The sequence below is a fragment of the Dorea sp. AM58-8 genome, from assembly GCF_003464045.1.
In the GTDB taxonomy this organism is placed as follows: domain Bacteria; phylum Bacillota; class Clostridia; order Lachnospirales; family Lachnospiraceae; genus Claveliimonas; species Claveliimonas ammoniilytica.
Map to the genome: position 1 here is coordinate 1 of NZ_QSDM01000033.1, position 16,705 is coordinate 16,705.

A 16,705-nucleotide genomic window follows, 5' to 3' on the forward strand; every position below is an offset into this window, starting at 1 on the left:
CGAAAGGCGACGGCACGGACTAGCCGTTGCTGGTGTGGCGTAAGCCACGCCAGCAGGTAAAACCCCTCGGTATCTAACAGAGGGGTACGTTTGCAAATAGACAATAGACGAAAAACATAGGAAACATAAGGCTTCTGGCATGATTTTTTAGCAAAAATCGGCTGTGAAGTCGCCTTAAAAAACTTCACACTTGACAGATTGGGGGTATGGTTCTGAATAAAGAACAATGGATAAAAGAATTACGGGAGAAACGGATTGCTTACGGTATCTCACAAGGCAGGCTGGCGGTGGCTTCTGGTATCACAAGGGAATATCTCAACAAGATAGAAAGTGGAAAAATGAAGCCGTCAAAGGAACTTCTGAATACTCTGCATAAGGAACTGGCAAGGTTCAATCCCGAAGCACCGCTTACCATGCTGTTTGATTATGTGAAAATTCGTTTTCCTACGCTGGATATACAGCACATCATCAAAGATATATTAAAACTGAATATCAACTATATGCTCCATGAAGATTACGGGCGTTACAGTTATACGGAGCATTACTCTCTAGGGGACATCTTTATCTATACGTCGGCTGACGAAGAAAAAGGTGTCCTTTTAGAATTAAAGGGGCGTGGTTGCAGGCAGTTTGAAAGTTACCTGCTGGCACAGCAAAGAAGCTGGTATGACTTTCTCATGGACGCATTGGTAGACGGTGGCGTGATGAAGCGTATCGACCTTGCTATTAACGACCATACGGGCATTTTGGATATTCCAGAGCTTGCGGAAAAATGCAGGAAACGGGAATATATCGGAAAGTCCAGAAGCTATAAGTTTTACCGGTCGGGTGAGCTTATCAAGCACAGAGAGGAGGACAGAGAATATATGGGACATACCCTTTATCTTGGTTCGCTGAAATCTGATGTGTATTTCTGTATCTATGAAAAGGACTATGAGCAGTACGTCAAGTTAGGGACACCTTTGGAAGAAGCCGACATTATCAACCGTTTTGAGATACGGCTTAGAAATGAACGTGCCTATTATGCAGTACGAGATTTACTGACCTATTATGACGCAGAGCAGACCGCATTTTCTATCATCAATCAATATGTGCGATTTGTTGATGAAGAATCAGACAAACGAAAAAATGACTGGAAGCTCAACGATCGCTGGGCTTGGTTTATCGGCGATAACAGACAGAGCTTGAAGCTGACGACAAAGCCAGAGCCGTACACCTTAGACCGCACATTGCGTTGGGTACAAAGGCAGGTAGCACCGACCTTGAAAATGCTGAAAAGGATTGATAAAGGAAACGGCACAGACTACATGGAAACGATTGAGAAGCAGGCAACTTTGAGTGAAAAGCATGAAATGATAATCAAACAGCAGACGACCCCTGCAAAAGATTTGGTGGAAAGTTAGGAGTGATGAAAAAATGTGGGAATTAGTAAAAGATTTACTGCTGGTATCTCTGGGAATGGGTATCGGCGTAGTCTTGATGTGTATGTTAAGTGTCGGCAAAGAAGCCGACTATAAAATGAAACAATTAAGAGAAAGTGAGGACAAATAACATGAATTTCGGAAACAATTTGTATCAATGGTTTTTAAGTAACGCACAGAGCTTAGTGCTTATGGCGATTGTGGTTATCGGTATCTACTTAGGGTTCAAGCGTGAGTTTTCAAAGCTCATTGGCTTCTTAGTAGTTGCTCTTGTTGCTGTCGGATTGGTATTCAATGCTGGCGGTGTGAAAGATGTACTGTTAGAACTGTTCAATAAGATTATTGGAGCATAAAATTTTATTGTAGTGCTGATATGAGAATGTTATAATGTGGATATGAAGAAAGCGACAAATTAGAATTTATTAAAAAGGTTGGAGTAGAAAATGATTAAAAGAATATGGACATTTAAAAGAATTATATTAGCAATAATTACATTTATGTGTACTATAATTGTTGTAGTCTCATTGCAAAAAAGTATTATGGGAACAGATAAATTGCAAAGAGATTTTGGAGTTGCATTTCTTTTCATTGTTGTGCTTGTTTGTTTCCTTTACTTTTTATATAAACTATTAATACCCAAAAGTTTTAGGTGTATGACAGTAGTAAAAAAATATTTATCTTTTAGAGAATTGAAAGATCGAATTAATAATGAATCGTTTTCAAAAGTCGTTATTGATGAGAAGAAATCTGGAAAGATTGAAATATATTATTCCTCTAAATGGATTTATGCTGATGAGGTTTATATACCAAGAAAATTAATTTTGGATTTGATAGCAGAACGCAAATCTTTATATTCATCATTTGAAAAATTATCAATAGCAACAAAAAACGGAGAAAATATTGTATTTGCCATAATTGATATTGAAGAAGCAGAAAAAATCATAAAATCTTTGCAAGAAATTTTCGAAGAGTTTACATTGGATTTTAATAATATGAGAAAAATTCAAAATAGAATTTTAAGAAAAGAAATAAAGCAAGAATTTTATAAACGGGTTATAAATAAAGAAGACTTTTTGAAAGAAAGCGGTTTGTAGAGCATGTTAAAATAGGAGTTTCATAGTTTGTAACAATGCTTTATAGATAAATTAGAATTTGGGAGATATAAAAATGGTATATAATGATTTAAGAAGTAAGCTAAATGAATACAACTGGGATGACGGATTTGAAATTCCAAAACAAATACTTGCTGCCCCCAGTTGTGATTTAGCACTAGCACTAGAGATATTTTATTTAAGTGATGGTTATGCTTTCTTAGACGATTCAACAAAGATAACTGACTTAAAAGAATGGGGGAAATTTATTACCGTTCTCTATGATGATATATTGAACAATAAATTTCCAAAGACAAGCACAACATTTAAAATTCCATTATCCCAAGTTCAAAAATACAAACTTCAGAAAAAAGGTATTTCAAAAATTTTTTTAACTGACTTATAACTCCCAGTTTGACAATTTCATATCCCTACACACAAAGCAGTTAGTCTTAGGATTGACTGCTTTTTTCTTACCAAAATTTCAGATTGGAGTGATGAAATGAACGATATTTTTAAGGATATGCAGGCAAACGTCGGCTGTGAATACATTTCCGACCTGCCCTCTTACAAGCGTAAGGTGTGGCAGGAAATGAAACGGCTGAACCCTGCCGACTATGAAGAAAGACAGTTAGAAGATTTTTCTAAATATGTGTTTGGTATGTCGTACCAGACCTTAAAAGATGTGATGAAACAACAGAAAGGACGTGAGGAACAATGCAGGAAACAAGGGTGCTGGTGGAAACGAGAGGAACAACTGGCGAAGAAACAACGTCGTACTGGTTCGACCTGCCGATAGATGTTGCTGAGTTTGAAGAAAAGCTAGGTGTCGGTGCAGAAAGTGGGGATTACCGCATTATCGAAAAGGTGTTGCCTTATGCTGATGAAGTCCACGAACATACAAGTGTGTATCAACTCAACGAATTAGATTATATGTACCACCAGCTTTCCAGCGATATGCAGGAAGAATATATCGCACTTCTTACTGTGTTTGAGAACTTAGAAGCACTTTATATTTGCAGGAACGTGATTATCGTTTATCACGACTGTAAAAGTATGATAGATGTTGCAAGACAAAAGCTGATGAATGACCCGACGTTCAAACATTTATCCGAGGACTGTCAAGAATATTACTTTGACTTTGGAGCCTACGCTTCTCATTTGCTGGAAAACAGACGCTATCTTGTAACGGAACACACTATCTTTGAACTGCCAGAGTAGGAAATGAGGTGGTGCTTATGATTGATGATATGGCGGTTTATATTGCTAATCTTGGCAAATACAATGAGGGCTATTTAGTCGGTGCTTGGTTCACATTTCCCATTGACGAAGAAGATGTAAAAGAAAAAATCGGCTTGAATGAACAGTACGAGGAATACGCAATCCATGATACCGATAACTTCCCTATTGCGATTGGCGAGTATGTTTCCATTGAAGAACTCAATGAGATGTATGAAATGATAGAGGAACTTCCCGACTATATCGTAGAGTGTCTGGACGAATTTATCAGCCACTACGGGACGCTGGAAGAAGTCGTGGAACACAAGGACGATATTTATTATTATCCAGACTGTGAAACCATGACAGACGTTGCCTACTACTACATAGACGAATTGCAGGCACTTGGCGACATTCCACCCAGTTTACAGAACTACATTGACTATGAAGCTACGGGCGAGATTTGGATATGGGCGGTTGCTTTATCGAAACAAGCGAGGTATGTGTGAGATACCATATTAACGCTGGAAGATCAGCAACAAGCATTGTTGCTACTGACAGCGTATTTCTCTTTTAAGGGACAGTCTGAAACATGGCTGTCCTTTTCTATTTAGAAACTTACGAAAGGAGCTGAAAGAACTTGAAAAAGATTAAAAGCTACACGGGTATCTGGAACGTGGAAAAAGTCTTGTATGCAATCAATGACTTTAACCTGCCTTTTCCCGTTACTTTTACACAGATTACATGGTTTGTGATTACAGAATTTATCATCATTCTGTTTGGGGATATGCCCCCACTTTCCATGATTGAGGGAGCATTTCTCAAATACTTCGGTATTCCAGTTGCTCTCACTTGGTTTATGTCGCAGAAAACCTTTGACGGAAAGAAGCCGTACAGCTTTTTGAAATCACAGATAACCTATGCCCTGCGACCAAAAATCACTTATGCAGGAAAAGCCGTAAAACTGCATAAGCAGACCTTGAATGAAACAATCACGGCAGTAAGGAGTGTGAACTATGTTCCCGATAAAATATATTGACAATAACCTTGTCTGGAACAAGGACAATGAGGTGTTCGCCTACTATGAGCTGATACCGTACAACTATTCTTTCTTATCCGCAGAGCAGAAATTTATCGTGCATGACAGTTTTCGACAGCTTATCGCACAGTCCCGTGAGGGTAAAATTCATGCCTTGCAGATTGCCACAGAAAGCTCAATTAAAAGTATGCAGGAACAGTCAAAGAAACTGGTAACGGGTAAACTTCGTGAGGTGGCAGTCCAGAAAATAGACGAACAGACTGAAGCGTTAGTATCAATGATTGGGGACAATCAAGTGGACTACCGCTTTTTTCTTGGCTTTAAGCTCATGGTTACGGAAGAACAGTTCAATCTGAAGAACATCAAAAAATCGGCATGGCTGACGTTTGCGGAATTTCTCCATGAAGTGAACCACACGCTGATGAATGACTTTGTTTCCATGCCGAATGATGGAATCAACCGTTACATGAAAATGGAAAAGTTACTGGAAAATAAAATCTCCCGTCGCTTTAAGGTACGTCGCTTGGAAATCAATGATTTTGGGTATCTCATGGAACATCTTTACGGCAGGGACGGTATCGCCTATGAAGATTACGAATATCAGTTACCAAAAAAGAAATTGCAGAAAGAAACGCTGATAAAATACTACGACCTTATCCGTCCGACAAGGTGTGTGATTGAGGAAAGCCAGCGATATTTACGCTTGGAACATGAGGACAAGGAAAGCTATGTATCCTATTTTACCGTCAATGCGATTGTAGGCGAGCTTGATTTTCCGTCAAGTGAAATCTTCTATTTCCAGCAACAGCAATTCACATTCCCCGTTGATACTTCTATGAATGTAGAAATCGTGGAAAATCGAAAAGCATTAACAACAGTCCGCAACAAGAAAAAGGAATTGAAAGACCTTGACAATCACGCTTATCAAGCAGGAAGTGAAACCAGTTCAAATGTGGTGGACGCATTAGACAGCGTGGACGAACTGGAAACGGACTTAGACCAGACAAAAGAAAGTATGTATAAGTTAAGCTACGTGATACGGGTGTCTGCACCCGATCTTGACGAGCTGAAACGCCGTTGTGATGAGGTCAAGGACTTTTACGACGACCTTAATGTAAAGCTGGTACGTCCTGCTGGGGATATGCTGGGGCTTCATTCTGAATTTCTTCCTGCCAGCAAGCGATATATCAATGATTATGTGCAGTATGTAAAATCAGACTTCTTGGCAGGGCTTGGTTTTGGTGCGACACAGCAGTTAGGGGAAACTACGGGTATCTATATGGGCTATTCCGTTGATACGGGAAGAAATGTGTACCTGCAACCGTCCCTTGCCAGTCAAGGTGTGAAAGGTACAGTTACCAACGCCCTTGCTTCTGCTTTTGTCGGTTCGCTTGGCGGTGGAAAGTCGTTCTGCAACAATCTTCTTGTGTACTACTCTGTTCTCTTTGGCGGTCAAGCGGTTATCTTAGACCCAAAATCAGAGCGTGGCAACTGGAAAGAAACGCTCTCAGAGATAGCCCATGAAATCAATATCGTAAATCTTACCAGCGACAAAGACAATGCAGGACTTCTTGACCCGTTCGTGATTATGAAGAATGTAAAAGACGCTGAAAGTCTGGCAATCGACATCTTGACATTTTTAACGGGTATTTCCTCTAGGGACGGCGAAAAATTTCCCGTGTTACGAAAAGCGGTGCGTTCCGTTACCCAGAGCGACAGTCGGGGCTTGCTCCATGTGATAGACGAGCTACGCCGAGAAGATACACCCATATCAAGAAATATTGCAGACCATATCGACAGCTTCACGGACTACGACTTTGCACACCTGCTGTTTTCAGACGGTACGGTGGAAAATGCAATCAGTCTGGATAACCAGCTCAATATCATTCAAGTAGCGGACTTAGTATTACCAGATAAGGACACGACCTTTGAGGAATACACGACCATTGAATTATTGTCGGTGTCTATGCTGATTGTGATTAGTACCTTTGCCCTTGATTTTATCCATTCGGACAGAAGTATTTTTAAGATTGTCGATTTGGACGAAGCGTGGGCGTTCTTAAATGTGGCACAAGGCGAAACCTTATCAAATAAGCTGGTGCGTGCTGGACGAGCTATGCAGGCAGGCGTTTATTTTGTTACACAATCTTCTGGCGACGTGTCAAAGGAAAGTCTGAAAAACAATATCGGTTTAAAATTCGCTTTCCGTTCTACTGACATTAACGAGATAAAACAGACCTTAGAATTTTTCGGTATTGACAAGGACGACGAGAACAACCAGAAACGCTTGCGTGATTTAGAGAACGGACAATGCTTATTGCAGGACTTATACGGACGTGTCGGTGTGGTGCAGATACACCCAGTCTTTGAAGAACTGCTACACGCCTTTGATACCAGACCGCCCGTGCAGAGAAATGAGGTGGAGTGATGAAAGAAAGGATAAAAGGTGCGTTCACAAAAAAGAAGATTTTCCACTTTCTCAAAATGGCTCTGTTCGTGGTGGCACTCTCCCTTATCCTGCTTTCACTTTTGGGGACGGTGGCTCATGCGACGGGGCTTGTGGACGATACCATAAACGCAGAAAATCTTTACTCAAAATATCCCCTTTCCAACTACCAGCTTGATTTTTATGTGGATAATAGCTGGTCGTGGTTGCCGTGGAACTGGCTGGACGGTATCGGAAAATCGGTACAGTACGGGCTTTACTGCATTACCAACTTTGTCTGGACGATAAGCCTTTATTTAAGCAATGCAACGGGCTATGTGGTGCAGGAAGCCTATAAGCTGGACTTCATCAACGATATGGCAGACAGTATCGGAAAGAGCATACAGACCCTTGCAGGTGTAACCGAGAACGGCTTTTCTTCTACGGGCTTCTATGTTGGTTTCCTGCTTCTCATTATCTTAGTGGTGGGAATGTATGTTGCCTATACGGGACTGATTAAACGGGAAACCAGCAAGGCACTTCACGCTGTTATCAACTTTGTGGTGGTGTTCGTGCTGTCCGCTTCGTTTATTGCCTACGCTCCCGACTACATCAAGAAGATAAATGAATTTTCATCAGACATCAGTACCGCTTCTTTGGACTTGGGAACAAAAATCATGCTCCCCAACTCCGACAGCGAGGGCAAGGACAGCGTGGACTTGATACGGGACAGCCTATTTTCTATTCAAGTGGAACAGCCGTGGCTACTTCTGCAATTTGGAAACAGCAACGCTGAGGAAATCGGGACAGACCGTGTGGAAGCACTGGTATCAGTAAGCCCAGAGGACGAGGACGGCAAGACCAGAGAGGAAGTCGTGAAAACAGAAATTGAGGACAACGACAACAACAATCTGACGATACCGCAGGTGGTAAATCGTTTAGGCATGGTGTTCTTCCTACTGTTCTTCAATTTAGGGATAACAATATTTGTATTCTTGCTTACGGGCATGATGTTGTTTAGCCAGATACTTTTTATTATCTTTGCAATGTTTTTACCTATCAGCTTTTTACTTTCCATGATACCGAGTTATGAAAGCATGGCAAAGCAGGCAATCGTGAGGGTATTTAATACCATAATGACACGGGCAGGAATAACGCTCATTGTAACGGTGGCGTTCAGCATTTCCAGTATGTTTTATAACATTTCCACGGACTATCCATTTTTCATGGTTGCGTTCTTGCAGATAGTGTGTTTCGCTGGTATCTACATGAAGCTGGGCGATTTAATGAGTATGTTCTCGCTTAATGCTGGCGACAGTCAAAGTATGGGACGACGCATATTCCGCAGACCGTATCTGTTTATGCAACATAGGGCTAGAAGAATGGAGCGACGCATGGCTAGAGCTGTTAGTCATGGAAGTATGGTTGGAGCTGGCACAGGTGCGGTTACGGGAGCTATGCTATCGGGTAATGGTTCTTCAAGGAGTAATCCTCAAAAAGATAAACGTATTTTTTCACGAAGCAACACTTCTTCCAGTTTTGGAAATCGTGCTGGTTCTGCTGTCGGTGCTGTCTTAGATACGAAAAATAAAGTGAAAGACAAGGCAAACGCTGTCAAAGAGAATATCAAGGATATGCCGACACAGACCGCTTATGCGGTGTATTCCGCAAAGGAAAAAGCAAAGTCCAGCGTGTCCGACTTCAAGCGTGGCATGGTGCAGGAACAGCAGTCCAGACAGTCGGGACGATTGGAAAGGCAGGAACAGCATAGACAAAATATTGCTGACAAGCGTATGGAGCTTCAAAAGGCACAAGAAGCAAGGCAGGCACAGCGAAAGGCTGACGGATCAGCGACAACGGGAGCTACCCGTCCCCATGAGCGACCAGCCACAGCTTCAAAGCCGAGTACGGAAAAAATACAGAAAGTCAAACGCCCTGCCACAGCTCCAACTCCGAAAGCAAGTGAGCCAGTCAAGACAAATGTTATCAAAGAGCGTCCGCTATCTTCTGGTGCTTCTGATAGAAAAGCGACCCAACCTACACAGACAGTACATAGGCAGAATGTAGAAAAAGTAGTATCGCAGGAAACACGCCAGAATTACACCAAAGACCGCAGGACAAAGGTTCAGCAGACGCAGAGCGTCCAGAAGAACCAGCAGACAACAGAGAAAACTCGTAACCTTGTAACGAAGAAAGGACAGAAGAAAAAATGAAACTGAAACATATCGCTCTTATTGGCAGTCTGTTTCCTATCCTCTTTTCTCTGGTGCTTTTCTTTGGTGTCTTGATTAGTGCGGACAGCGACGACGAGAACAGCAACTTTTCTTCGGGCATTACGGGTATGAACTTATCCGCAGAAGTTTTGAAACATCAGCCTATGGTAGAAAAATACGCCAAAGAAAACGGTATCTCTGAGTATGTCAATGTGCTACTGGCTATCATTCAAGTAGAAAGTGGCGGTACGGCAGAAGATGTTATGCAGAGTTCGGAAAGTCTTGGTTTACCGCCTAACTCTTTAGATGCAGAAAGCTCAATCAAGCAGGGGTGTAAATATTTTGCGTCCCTGCTTTCTTCCTGCAAAAATCAAGGTATCGACGATTTGAATGTAGCAATACAGTCTTATAACTATGGTGGTGGTTATGTGGGTTATGTGGCAGGAAAAGGAAAGAAGCACACTTTTAATCTTGCAGAGAGCTTCGCCCGTGAAAAATCGGGTGGAAAGAAAGTAACCTATACCAACCCGATAGCCGTTGCGAAGAACGGGGGCTGGCGGTATGGCTATGGAAATATGTTCTATGTGGAATTAGTCAATCAGTATTTAGCTGTACCGCAGGTATCGGGAGAACTGGCACAAAAGGTCATGAATGAAGCGTTGAAATATCAAGGCTGGAAGTATGTGTATGGCGGTAGCAATCCCAACACTTCCTTTGACTGTTCGGGATTGACGCAATGGTGCTATGGAAAAGCTGGTATCTCCTTACCGAGAACGGCACAGGCACAGTATGACGCAACCCAACATCTTCCACTTTCGCAGGCAAAAGCAGGCGATTTGGTGTTTTTCCATTCCACCTATAATGCTGGTACTTATGTAACGCACGTTGCAATTTATGTAGGGAATAACAAGATATATCATGCAGGCGACCCGATAGGATATGCAGACCTAAGTAGTAATTATTGGCAACAGCACTTAATCGGTGCAGGACGAGTAAAACAATAGAAAGGACTTGAAAAATATGTTTAAGAAGAATAAGAAACAGACAGAAAATATCAAAGAAAAAAAGGTGCGTACTGTCAAGGTAGGCACACATCAGAAAACCGTGATTGCGTTGTGGGTGGTGCTTATTGCAAGCGTGAGCTTTGGGGTGTATAAGAATTTTACGACTATCGACCAGCACACGACCCATGAAAAAGAAGTCATTGAGCTTCGCTTGCAGGACACTAACGGGATAGAAAATTTCGTGAAGAACTTTGCGAAGTCTTATTACACATGGAATAACAGCAAAGAAGCTATCGAAGCAAGGACGCAGGCAATCAGCGGTTATCTGACAAAGGAATTGCAGGACTTGAATCTAGATACCATTAGAACCGATATACCGACCAGCTCCACAGTTACAGATGTGATTGTATGGCATATCGAACAGTCGGGAACGGACACTTTTTCTGCTACCTACGAAGTAGATCAGCAGATAAAAGAGGGAGAACAGACAAACAATGTGAAAGCGACATATACTGTAAAAGTCCATGTGGACGCTGACGGGGATATGGTAATCGTTCAGAACCCGACCCTTGCACCAGCAATCGAAAAATCGGACTATGAGCCTAAGACACCAGAAGCAGACGCAAGTGTAGACGCTGATACCGTAAACGACGCTACCGCATTTCTGGAAACATTCTTTAAGCTCTATCCGGCAGCCACAGAAAAAGAGCTTGCCTACTATGTAGCTGGAAATGTGGTTGAGCCTATCGGCAGGGACTATTTGTATTCTGAATTGGTAAACCCTATCTTTACAAAGGACGGGGACAATGTGAAAGTCAAGATTGCCGTGAAATTCCTTGATAATCAGACAAAGGCAATGCAGGTGTCGCAGTATGAGCTTATATTGCATAAGGATAGTAACTGGAAGATTGTAGGATAAATGATATAAAAAGACCGTAGCCTGTGATACACATTTATGTGCCTTACAGCTACGGTTATTTTTGAAATTGATTGCGTATATCCTTGTCTTTACGAAACGCTATTTTAGCAGACTTCATTAAATCTACTAAGAAACGTACTTCGTATTCATCACAGTCTGAAAAAATATCTTTTGCTTCTTTTTCAAAAACGATTTTAGAAGAAATCACATTATCGCATAAAAGAGTATCGACTGATACAGAAAGTGCATTGGCAATCGCAATCAAGGTTGGTAAACTGACTTTTGTTTTTCCTGTTTCTACATTGCTCATGTGAGCTGGCGTAATGTCGATAAGGTCGGCAACGGTTTCCTGTGTTACGCCCTTTTTAATTCTTGCAATTTTAATACGCTGTCCGATTGCTTTGTAATCAACTTCCACAGTTTCCTCTCCTTTCCTGCTTTTTTATATTGTAACCATTCGCAGAGTGTAATATAATACTCTGTATAAATGAATAATCTACACAATATATATTCAAGAAAGAAATTTTGCGTTATGATAAGAAAAATGACAAAAGAACTGGAGGTGTCAAATTCTTATGTTACATTTTTGCAAAAAGACTAGTAAAGAACTTATAAAACAAGTGGCAAAATTACACGGCTGTTCCGTTGCAGAAATAAGAAAAGAAATGCAACTTGCCATTGAAGAAGCCCGAAATAATGATGACCCAGATAAACAAGCAGAATTTCAACGGCTTTTCGGGGATAAGACACCTACCCCAGAAGAATTTATTTGTAAAATAAGTAAAAATCTGAAATTTTAACAAAGGAGCGTGTGCAATGAAGCAATCAGAACAGCAGGAACAGGAATTTTTATCGGTCTGTTGTTCCCGTGACTATGAACTGCTGACAGGGAAAAAAACTATGACACAAAAGGACTATGTACGAATTACTTACCTTGTCAATGCGCTGGGCTATGCTCAATATCTCCAACTTTTAATTGGACGGTATATGGATATGGCATTGATAGAGGAAGAACACGAAGAACGGGAACATGAAATCTATCTGGAATATCCAGAATATTATGAAGATGAGGGTATCTTTGAGGAAATGGAACAATGGATTGATGATTTTATAAAAACAGTTCCCGAAGAAAAAAGAGCATATTATGTACAGCTTATAGAAGATAATTCGGAAATTTAACAGTACAGAAAGTTGCTATATTTATAGGTTTATGGTGTGGCAACTTTTTTCAGTTTGGCGGTATAAAAAGATTGAAAGTAGTATTTATTTCCAGTATAATGTTTTTTATATAGAAGTAAGGATTGAATTTTTTGAAAGAAAGGGTTGACAGTCATGTTCACACATTGTTACGCTTGCGACAGACAGACAGACAGACAGACAGACAGACAGACAGACAGACAGACAAGTAAATTCTGCCCTTTTTTCAATTCTATCAATAATAAACAGAACGCACAGATTACCCAGCTATAAGGGGGAGTTTGTGCGTTTTTCTATGCAAAGAATTTATTGAAATAAGGAGTGAACAATTATGAAGAAAAAACAAGTAATTGCAGTAAGTTCCGCATTGATGATTGGAACAACAACTGCACTTACAGGGCTTCCTACTCCTGTCATGGCACAGGAAAATACAGAAGTGGTGCAGGAAGCCGTTGTAGAAGAAAACAAGACAGAGCAAGTTCCTATGGAACAGGGAACAGAAAATGCAGAAGTACAAGAGAATATAACAGACAAGGAACAGGAAGAAACTGCTGAAAATGCAGAAACTTCAAAAGAAGATTTAACAGAAGAAAGTACAAAACAGGAAACACCTGCAACACCAGAAAAAGAAGTGGTTGCCGAAGATAAGACCGTCGAAGCAAGCAAAAATACAGAAGTAAAAGCTGGAAGCATTGCTATTGATGAAGCACATTTTCCAGACCAAATATTTAGAGAAAAGTTCATTGCAAAATTTGATGAAGACGGAGATTATATGCTATCTGCCGATGAAATATCAGAAGCCAAAGACTTAGATTTACATGATATGACAACTATATCTTCATTAGAAGGTATTCAATATCTAACAAATTTGCAGTTTTTAAGCATTGATAGCAGTTCTATTTCAGACTTAAGTCCAGTTACAAACTCATCTTTAAAAGAATTAAATTGTAATTCTTCAAAAGTAACAAGCGTTGACTTAACACGTTATCCGAATTTGGAAGTATTCACTTGCCCTAATACATCAATCAGTAGTCTTGATGTATCCAAGAATGAAAAATTATATATGTTGTTTGCATATAATACGCCTATTTCCAAATTAGATGTAACAAACAATCCTAACTTAAAACAACTATCTTGCAACAAGACAGGATTAACGGAACTTGATGTTACACATAATCCACAACTAGCTACTTTAGATATAGGAGATACAAAAGTAAAAACACTTGATGTAAGCAAGAACCCACTTTTGCATCGATTAGTTTGTTATCAGACAGAAATCAACTCGCTAAATGTAAGTAATAACTTAGACTTGAAAAAATTGAGTTGCTTTGGCACAAACATCACTGAATTAGATGTAACGAAAAACACAAAATTAACAGAGCTTAATTGTTCGAGTACACCTATTAAAAAATTGGATTTAAGCAATAATTTAGAACTTGAAAAACTAAGTTTTGGTGGAATTTTAGAACAAGGGATAAGAGGTCTTGATATAAGTAAAAACACAAAAATTAAAGAATTAAGATGTTACGATTTATACTGGTTAAATGTCGGAAATAACAATGTTCTTGAAAATAATCATGATTTTGTAGGCAACGGTTATATTGATATTAAAGGAAATAAAATCGACTTAAAAAAAGATGTTGAACAAGGAATAGATATTTCAAAAGTAAAAGTTACTGCAAATGGAACTTTAGATAAAGATATAGGAATTATAACGGTAGATGATGTAAAAAAACCAGTTACTTATGAGTATGATTGCGGTACTTATAAAGACGGAAACGTTGTTTTAAAAGTAGAATTATCGTTAAACTCACAAGGAGAAGATAACACAGCACCAACTATTTCTGCAAATGATGTTACATTGAATGTAGGCGATACTTTCGACCCATTGGCAAATGTTACAGCAACAGATAAAGAGGACGGAACTATCACTTTAACAAAAGATAATATCATTGCAAATGATGTTGATACTTCTAAGGCTGGTACTTATCATGTAACTTATAAAGTAACAGATAAAAACGGTGCTTCTACCGAAAAGACGATTACTGTAATTGTGAAACAAAATACAGGCAACCCTAACTCTGCTCCAACCATTTCTGCTAACGATATTACATTGAATGTAGGCGATACTTTCGACCCATTGGCAAATGTTACAGCAACAGATAAAGAGGACGGAACTATTACTTTAACAAAAGATAACATTATTGCAAATGATGTAGATACTTCTAAGGCTGGTACTTACCATGTGACTTATAAAGTAACAGATAAAAACGGAGCTTCTGCCGAAAAGACGATTACTGTAACTGTGAAACAAAATACAGGCGACCTTAACTCTGCCCCAATCATTTCAGCAAATGATGTTACATTGAATGTAGGCGATATGTTTGACCCATTGGCAAATGTGACAGCAACAGATAAAGAGGACGGAACTATCACTTTAACAAAAGACAATATCGTTGCAAATGATGTTGATACTTCTAAGGCTGGCACTTATCATGTAACTTTCCGTATAGTAGATAAAAATGGTGCAATTACTGAAAAAACGATTACAGTTACTGTAAAAGAAAAAGCAACAAATAAACCTGTAAGTCCACAACAGCCACAGAAACCGAGCAAGCCAACTACCCCAACAAAGCCTAGCGGACAAAAGAACCCTGTAAAAACAGGTGATATGACAAACGTAGGATTGTTACTTCCATGTTTGCTGGTTCAACTGGTGCATTAGCTGTTTTATTTGGTAAAAAACGTAAAAGAAATAAAAAGGACTAAATAACAAACTGGGAAAGGTGCTTCTTTTTGAAGTGCCTTTCTGCTTTATAGAAAACTATGTGAAAATCTCACTATTGATACTGGCAATTAAAAAATTGTTTAGTACAGCAGTATTTTTATATACATACTATCTTCAAAGCTCGTACAGACGCTATGTTTTGTGCGGGCTTTTTTCATATCTTAAAATTTTTTTGATTTTTTTCTTCATTCTTGCAACAAATCACACCTCGCTGTCCTTATATGGTGCGAAAAGAGGGATACACACTTTTTCACTCATAAAGGAAAGGAGGTGCGAGTATATGAAACCATCTGACTTTCAGAAAACGGTACAATGCCGTTTTGAATGTTGTTTGAAAAAGATTGTTCGTAGTGTTGTAAAAGACTATTATAAACAATTAAAACGACAAAAGAACAAAGAAATATTTTTCTGTGAACTTCCAGATATTATGGTAGATAATCTGCCTGTTTGGGACAATTACGACACAGATTACACACTTTTTAATGTATGCTGTACGGATATTCGTGTTCTTGATGATGAACTGGCAGAAGCATTGAAAAGGCTTTCTGAACAAAGCAGAGAAAATTTGCTGATGTATTATTTCTTGGAAATGAGTGACAAAGAAATTGCGGATTTATTGCATATTGACCGCTCCACTTCATTTCGTATAAGAAAAAAATCACTTGAAGAAATCAGAAAAATGTTAAAGGAGATGAAAACTGATGAGTAGTAAACACCCGTCTTATTATCTCATTTCTTCGGCAATGGACGGTAACGAAACTTCGATTGAGAAGTTATTGCAGTTTTATGACCCGTACATATCAAAATGTTGTCTGCGTCCGCTCTATGATGAATATGGAAACGTACATATTGTTGTAGATATGGAATTAAAAGGACGTATCAGAGAAGCACTTATGAAAATGATATACGATTTTGATATAGATTTAGAGATAAAAGAAGAATAACAACGGCAAAATAAGCAGAGTATGATTTGTTTCAATCCCCCTCTTTTCTGCTCTGCTACTTGCCTTTCACATGAAAGCAACACGCTTTCGCCACAGCTCTTTGACAAGTGAATAAAGCAGACAGATACGTTTGTGAGATAGTGAGCCACGGAAACTGTACGCCACGACCTTTTCAAAAGAAAGCGAGCGCCCCACGCAGTGATCCGAGAGCGACTGTTGGAAAAGTCGTTTTGCCACGACCTATCCTCACAGAATAATGATACGTCCGCATGGTGCGGTTCTGCCCATAAGAATGGGAATAGTTGAGATACTAACGGAGCTTTCCAAAGCCGTCTGCCTGCTTCTGTAACATTGTGAAAAATACGCATATTGGATAAGCCTATGTGCGTATGTTGAGAATAGATAGCTGACTAAGGGGGCTGATAACTTGGCTAAAAAAGAACCTG

At 39.6% G+C, this 16,705-nt stretch carries 18 protein-coding genes and 1 pseudogene; 18 read left to right on the forward strand and 1 reads right to left on the reverse strand.

The window, feature by feature from the left end; all coding sequences use genetic code 11:
• Window positions 1-206: 206 nt before the first annotated feature.
• The 13 genes and pseudogenes from mobT to DXA18_RS14625 all read left to right on the forward strand — a co-directional run bounded on the left by mobT (window position 207) and on the right by DXA18_RS14625 (window position 11,330).
• Window positions 207-1,403 carry a MobT family relaxase gene (gene mobT / locus DXA18_RS14565; protein ID WP_117536655.1) on the forward strand — a complete coding sequence of 399 codons (1,197 nt, stop codon included), beginning with the start codon at window positions 207-209 and terminating at the stop codon, window positions 1,401-1,403.
• Window positions 1,404-1,416: 13 nt separating this feature from the next.
• Window positions 1,417-1,551 carry a DUF3789 domain-containing protein gene (locus tag DXA18_RS14570; RefSeq protein WP_117536656.1) on the forward strand — a complete coding sequence of 45 codons (135 nt, stop codon included), beginning with the start codon at window positions 1,417-1,419 and terminating at the stop codon, window positions 1,549-1,551.
• Window position 1,552: 1 nt separating this feature from the next.
• Window positions 1,553-1,774 carry a hypothetical protein gene (locus DXA18_RS14575; RefSeq protein ID WP_042741705.1) on the forward strand — a complete coding sequence of 74 codons (222 nt, stop codon included), beginning with the start codon at window positions 1,553-1,555 and terminating at the stop codon, window positions 1,772-1,774.
• Window positions 1,775-1,864: 90 nt separating this feature from the next.
• Window positions 1,865-2,515: a hypothetical protein gene (locus DXA18_RS14580; protein ID WP_117536657.1), complete on the forward strand. Its 651-nt coding sequence runs from the start codon at window positions 1,865-1,867 to the stop codon at window positions 2,513-2,515.
• Between the two features lie 73 nt (window positions 2,516-2,588).
• A complete protein-coding gene (locus DXA18_RS14585) occupies window positions 2,589-2,918 on the forward strand; it encodes a DUF4274 domain-containing protein (protein ID WP_117536658.1) in 330 nt (109 codons plus the stop codon).
• A gap of 96 nt (window positions 2,919-3,014) precedes the next feature.
• Window positions 3,015-3,311, forward strand: a complete 297-nt coding sequence (locus DXA18_RS14590) for a conjugal transfer protein (protein ID WP_117536659.1) — start codon at window positions 3,015-3,017, stop codon at window positions 3,309-3,311.
• Window positions 3,230-3,733 (forward strand): antirestriction protein ArdA, encoded by a 504-nt coding sequence (locus DXA18_RS14595; protein ID WP_117536660.1) that lies wholly within the window; start codon window positions 3,230-3,232, stop codon window positions 3,731-3,733. Before DXA18_RS14590 ends, DXA18_RS14595 begins: the two co-directional genes overlap by 82 nt.
• A 17-nt stretch (window positions 3,734-3,750) precedes the next feature.
• Window positions 3,751-4,252 (forward strand): annotated as a pseudogene (locus DXA18_RS14600) (antirestriction protein ArdA).
• Window positions 4,253-4,370: 118 nt separating this feature from the next.
• A complete protein-coding gene (locus DXA18_RS14605; protein WP_011861948.1) occupies window positions 4,371-4,769 on the forward strand; it encodes a conjugal transfer protein in 399 nt (132 codons plus the stop codon).
• The gene (locus DXA18_RS14610; RefSeq protein WP_117542569.1) at window positions 4,747-7,197 is read left to right on the forward strand and encodes an ATP-binding protein; all 2,451 of its coding nucleotides are present in this window, start codon (window positions 4,747-4,749) and stop codon (window positions 7,195-7,197) included. The genes DXA18_RS14605 and DXA18_RS14610 overlap by 23 nt, the downstream gene beginning before the upstream one ends.
• Window positions 7,197-9,407, forward strand: coding sequence for a CD3337/EF1877 family mobilome membrane protein (locus DXA18_RS14615; protein ID WP_117542568.1), 2,211 nt, complete (start codon window positions 7,197-7,199; stop codon window positions 9,405-9,407). The genes DXA18_RS14610 and DXA18_RS14615 overlap by 1 nt, the downstream gene beginning before the upstream one ends.
• A complete protein-coding gene (locus tag DXA18_RS14620) occupies window positions 9,404-10,411 on the forward strand; it encodes a bifunctional lytic transglycosylase/C40 family peptidase (RefSeq protein WP_117542567.1) in 1,008 nt (335 codons plus the stop codon). Before DXA18_RS14615 ends, DXA18_RS14620 begins: the two co-directional genes overlap by 4 nt.
• A 16-nt stretch (window positions 10,412-10,427) precedes the next feature.
• Window positions 10,428-11,330: a conjugal transfer protein gene (locus DXA18_RS14625; RefSeq protein ID WP_117536495.1), complete on the forward strand. Its 903-nt coding sequence runs from the start codon at window positions 10,428-10,430 to the stop codon at window positions 11,328-11,330.
• Window positions 11,331-11,385: 55 nt separating this feature from the next.
• On the opposite strand, the gene DXA18_RS14630 is transcribed toward DXA18_RS14625, so the two are convergent.
• Window positions 11,386-11,748, reverse strand: coding sequence for a helix-turn-helix domain-containing protein (locus DXA18_RS14630; RefSeq protein WP_117536496.1), 363 nt, complete (start codon window positions 11,746-11,748; stop codon window positions 11,386-11,388).
• Window positions 11,749-11,905: 157 nt separating this feature from the next.
• On the opposite strand from DXA18_RS14630, the gene DXA18_RS14635 reads away from it, so the two are divergent.
• From DXA18_RS14635 to DXA18_RS14660, 5 genes are all read left to right on the forward strand, one after another.
• Window positions 11,906-12,130: a sporulation initiation factor Spo0A C-terminal domain-containing protein gene (locus DXA18_RS14635; RefSeq protein ID WP_117542566.1), complete on the forward strand. Its 225-nt coding sequence runs from the start codon at window positions 11,906-11,908 to the stop codon at window positions 12,128-12,130.
• 16 nt (window positions 12,131-12,146) lie between these two features.
• A complete protein-coding gene (locus tag DXA18_RS14640) occupies window positions 12,147-12,509 on the forward strand; it encodes a stathmin-1-A (RefSeq protein ID WP_117468906.1) in 363 nt (120 codons plus the stop codon).
• Between the two features lie 349 nt (window positions 12,510-12,858).
• Window positions 12,859-15,252: an immunoglobulin-like domain-containing protein gene (locus DXA18_RS14645; RefSeq protein WP_243007154.1), complete on the forward strand. Its 2,394-nt coding sequence runs from the start codon at window positions 12,859-12,861 to the stop codon at window positions 15,250-15,252.
• 343 nt (window positions 15,253-15,595) lie between these two features.
• Window positions 15,596-16,024, forward strand: a complete 429-nt coding sequence (locus DXA18_RS14655) for an RNA polymerase sigma factor (RefSeq protein WP_117468904.1) — start codon at window positions 15,596-15,598, stop codon at window positions 16,022-16,024.
• Entirely contained in the window at window positions 16,017-16,259 is a 243-nt protein-coding gene (locus tag DXA18_RS14660; RefSeq protein ID WP_117536499.1) for a helix-turn-helix domain-containing protein, read from the forward strand. The genes DXA18_RS14655 and DXA18_RS14660 overlap by 8 nt, the downstream gene beginning before the upstream one ends.
• Window positions 16,260-16,705: the final 446 nt, after the last annotated feature.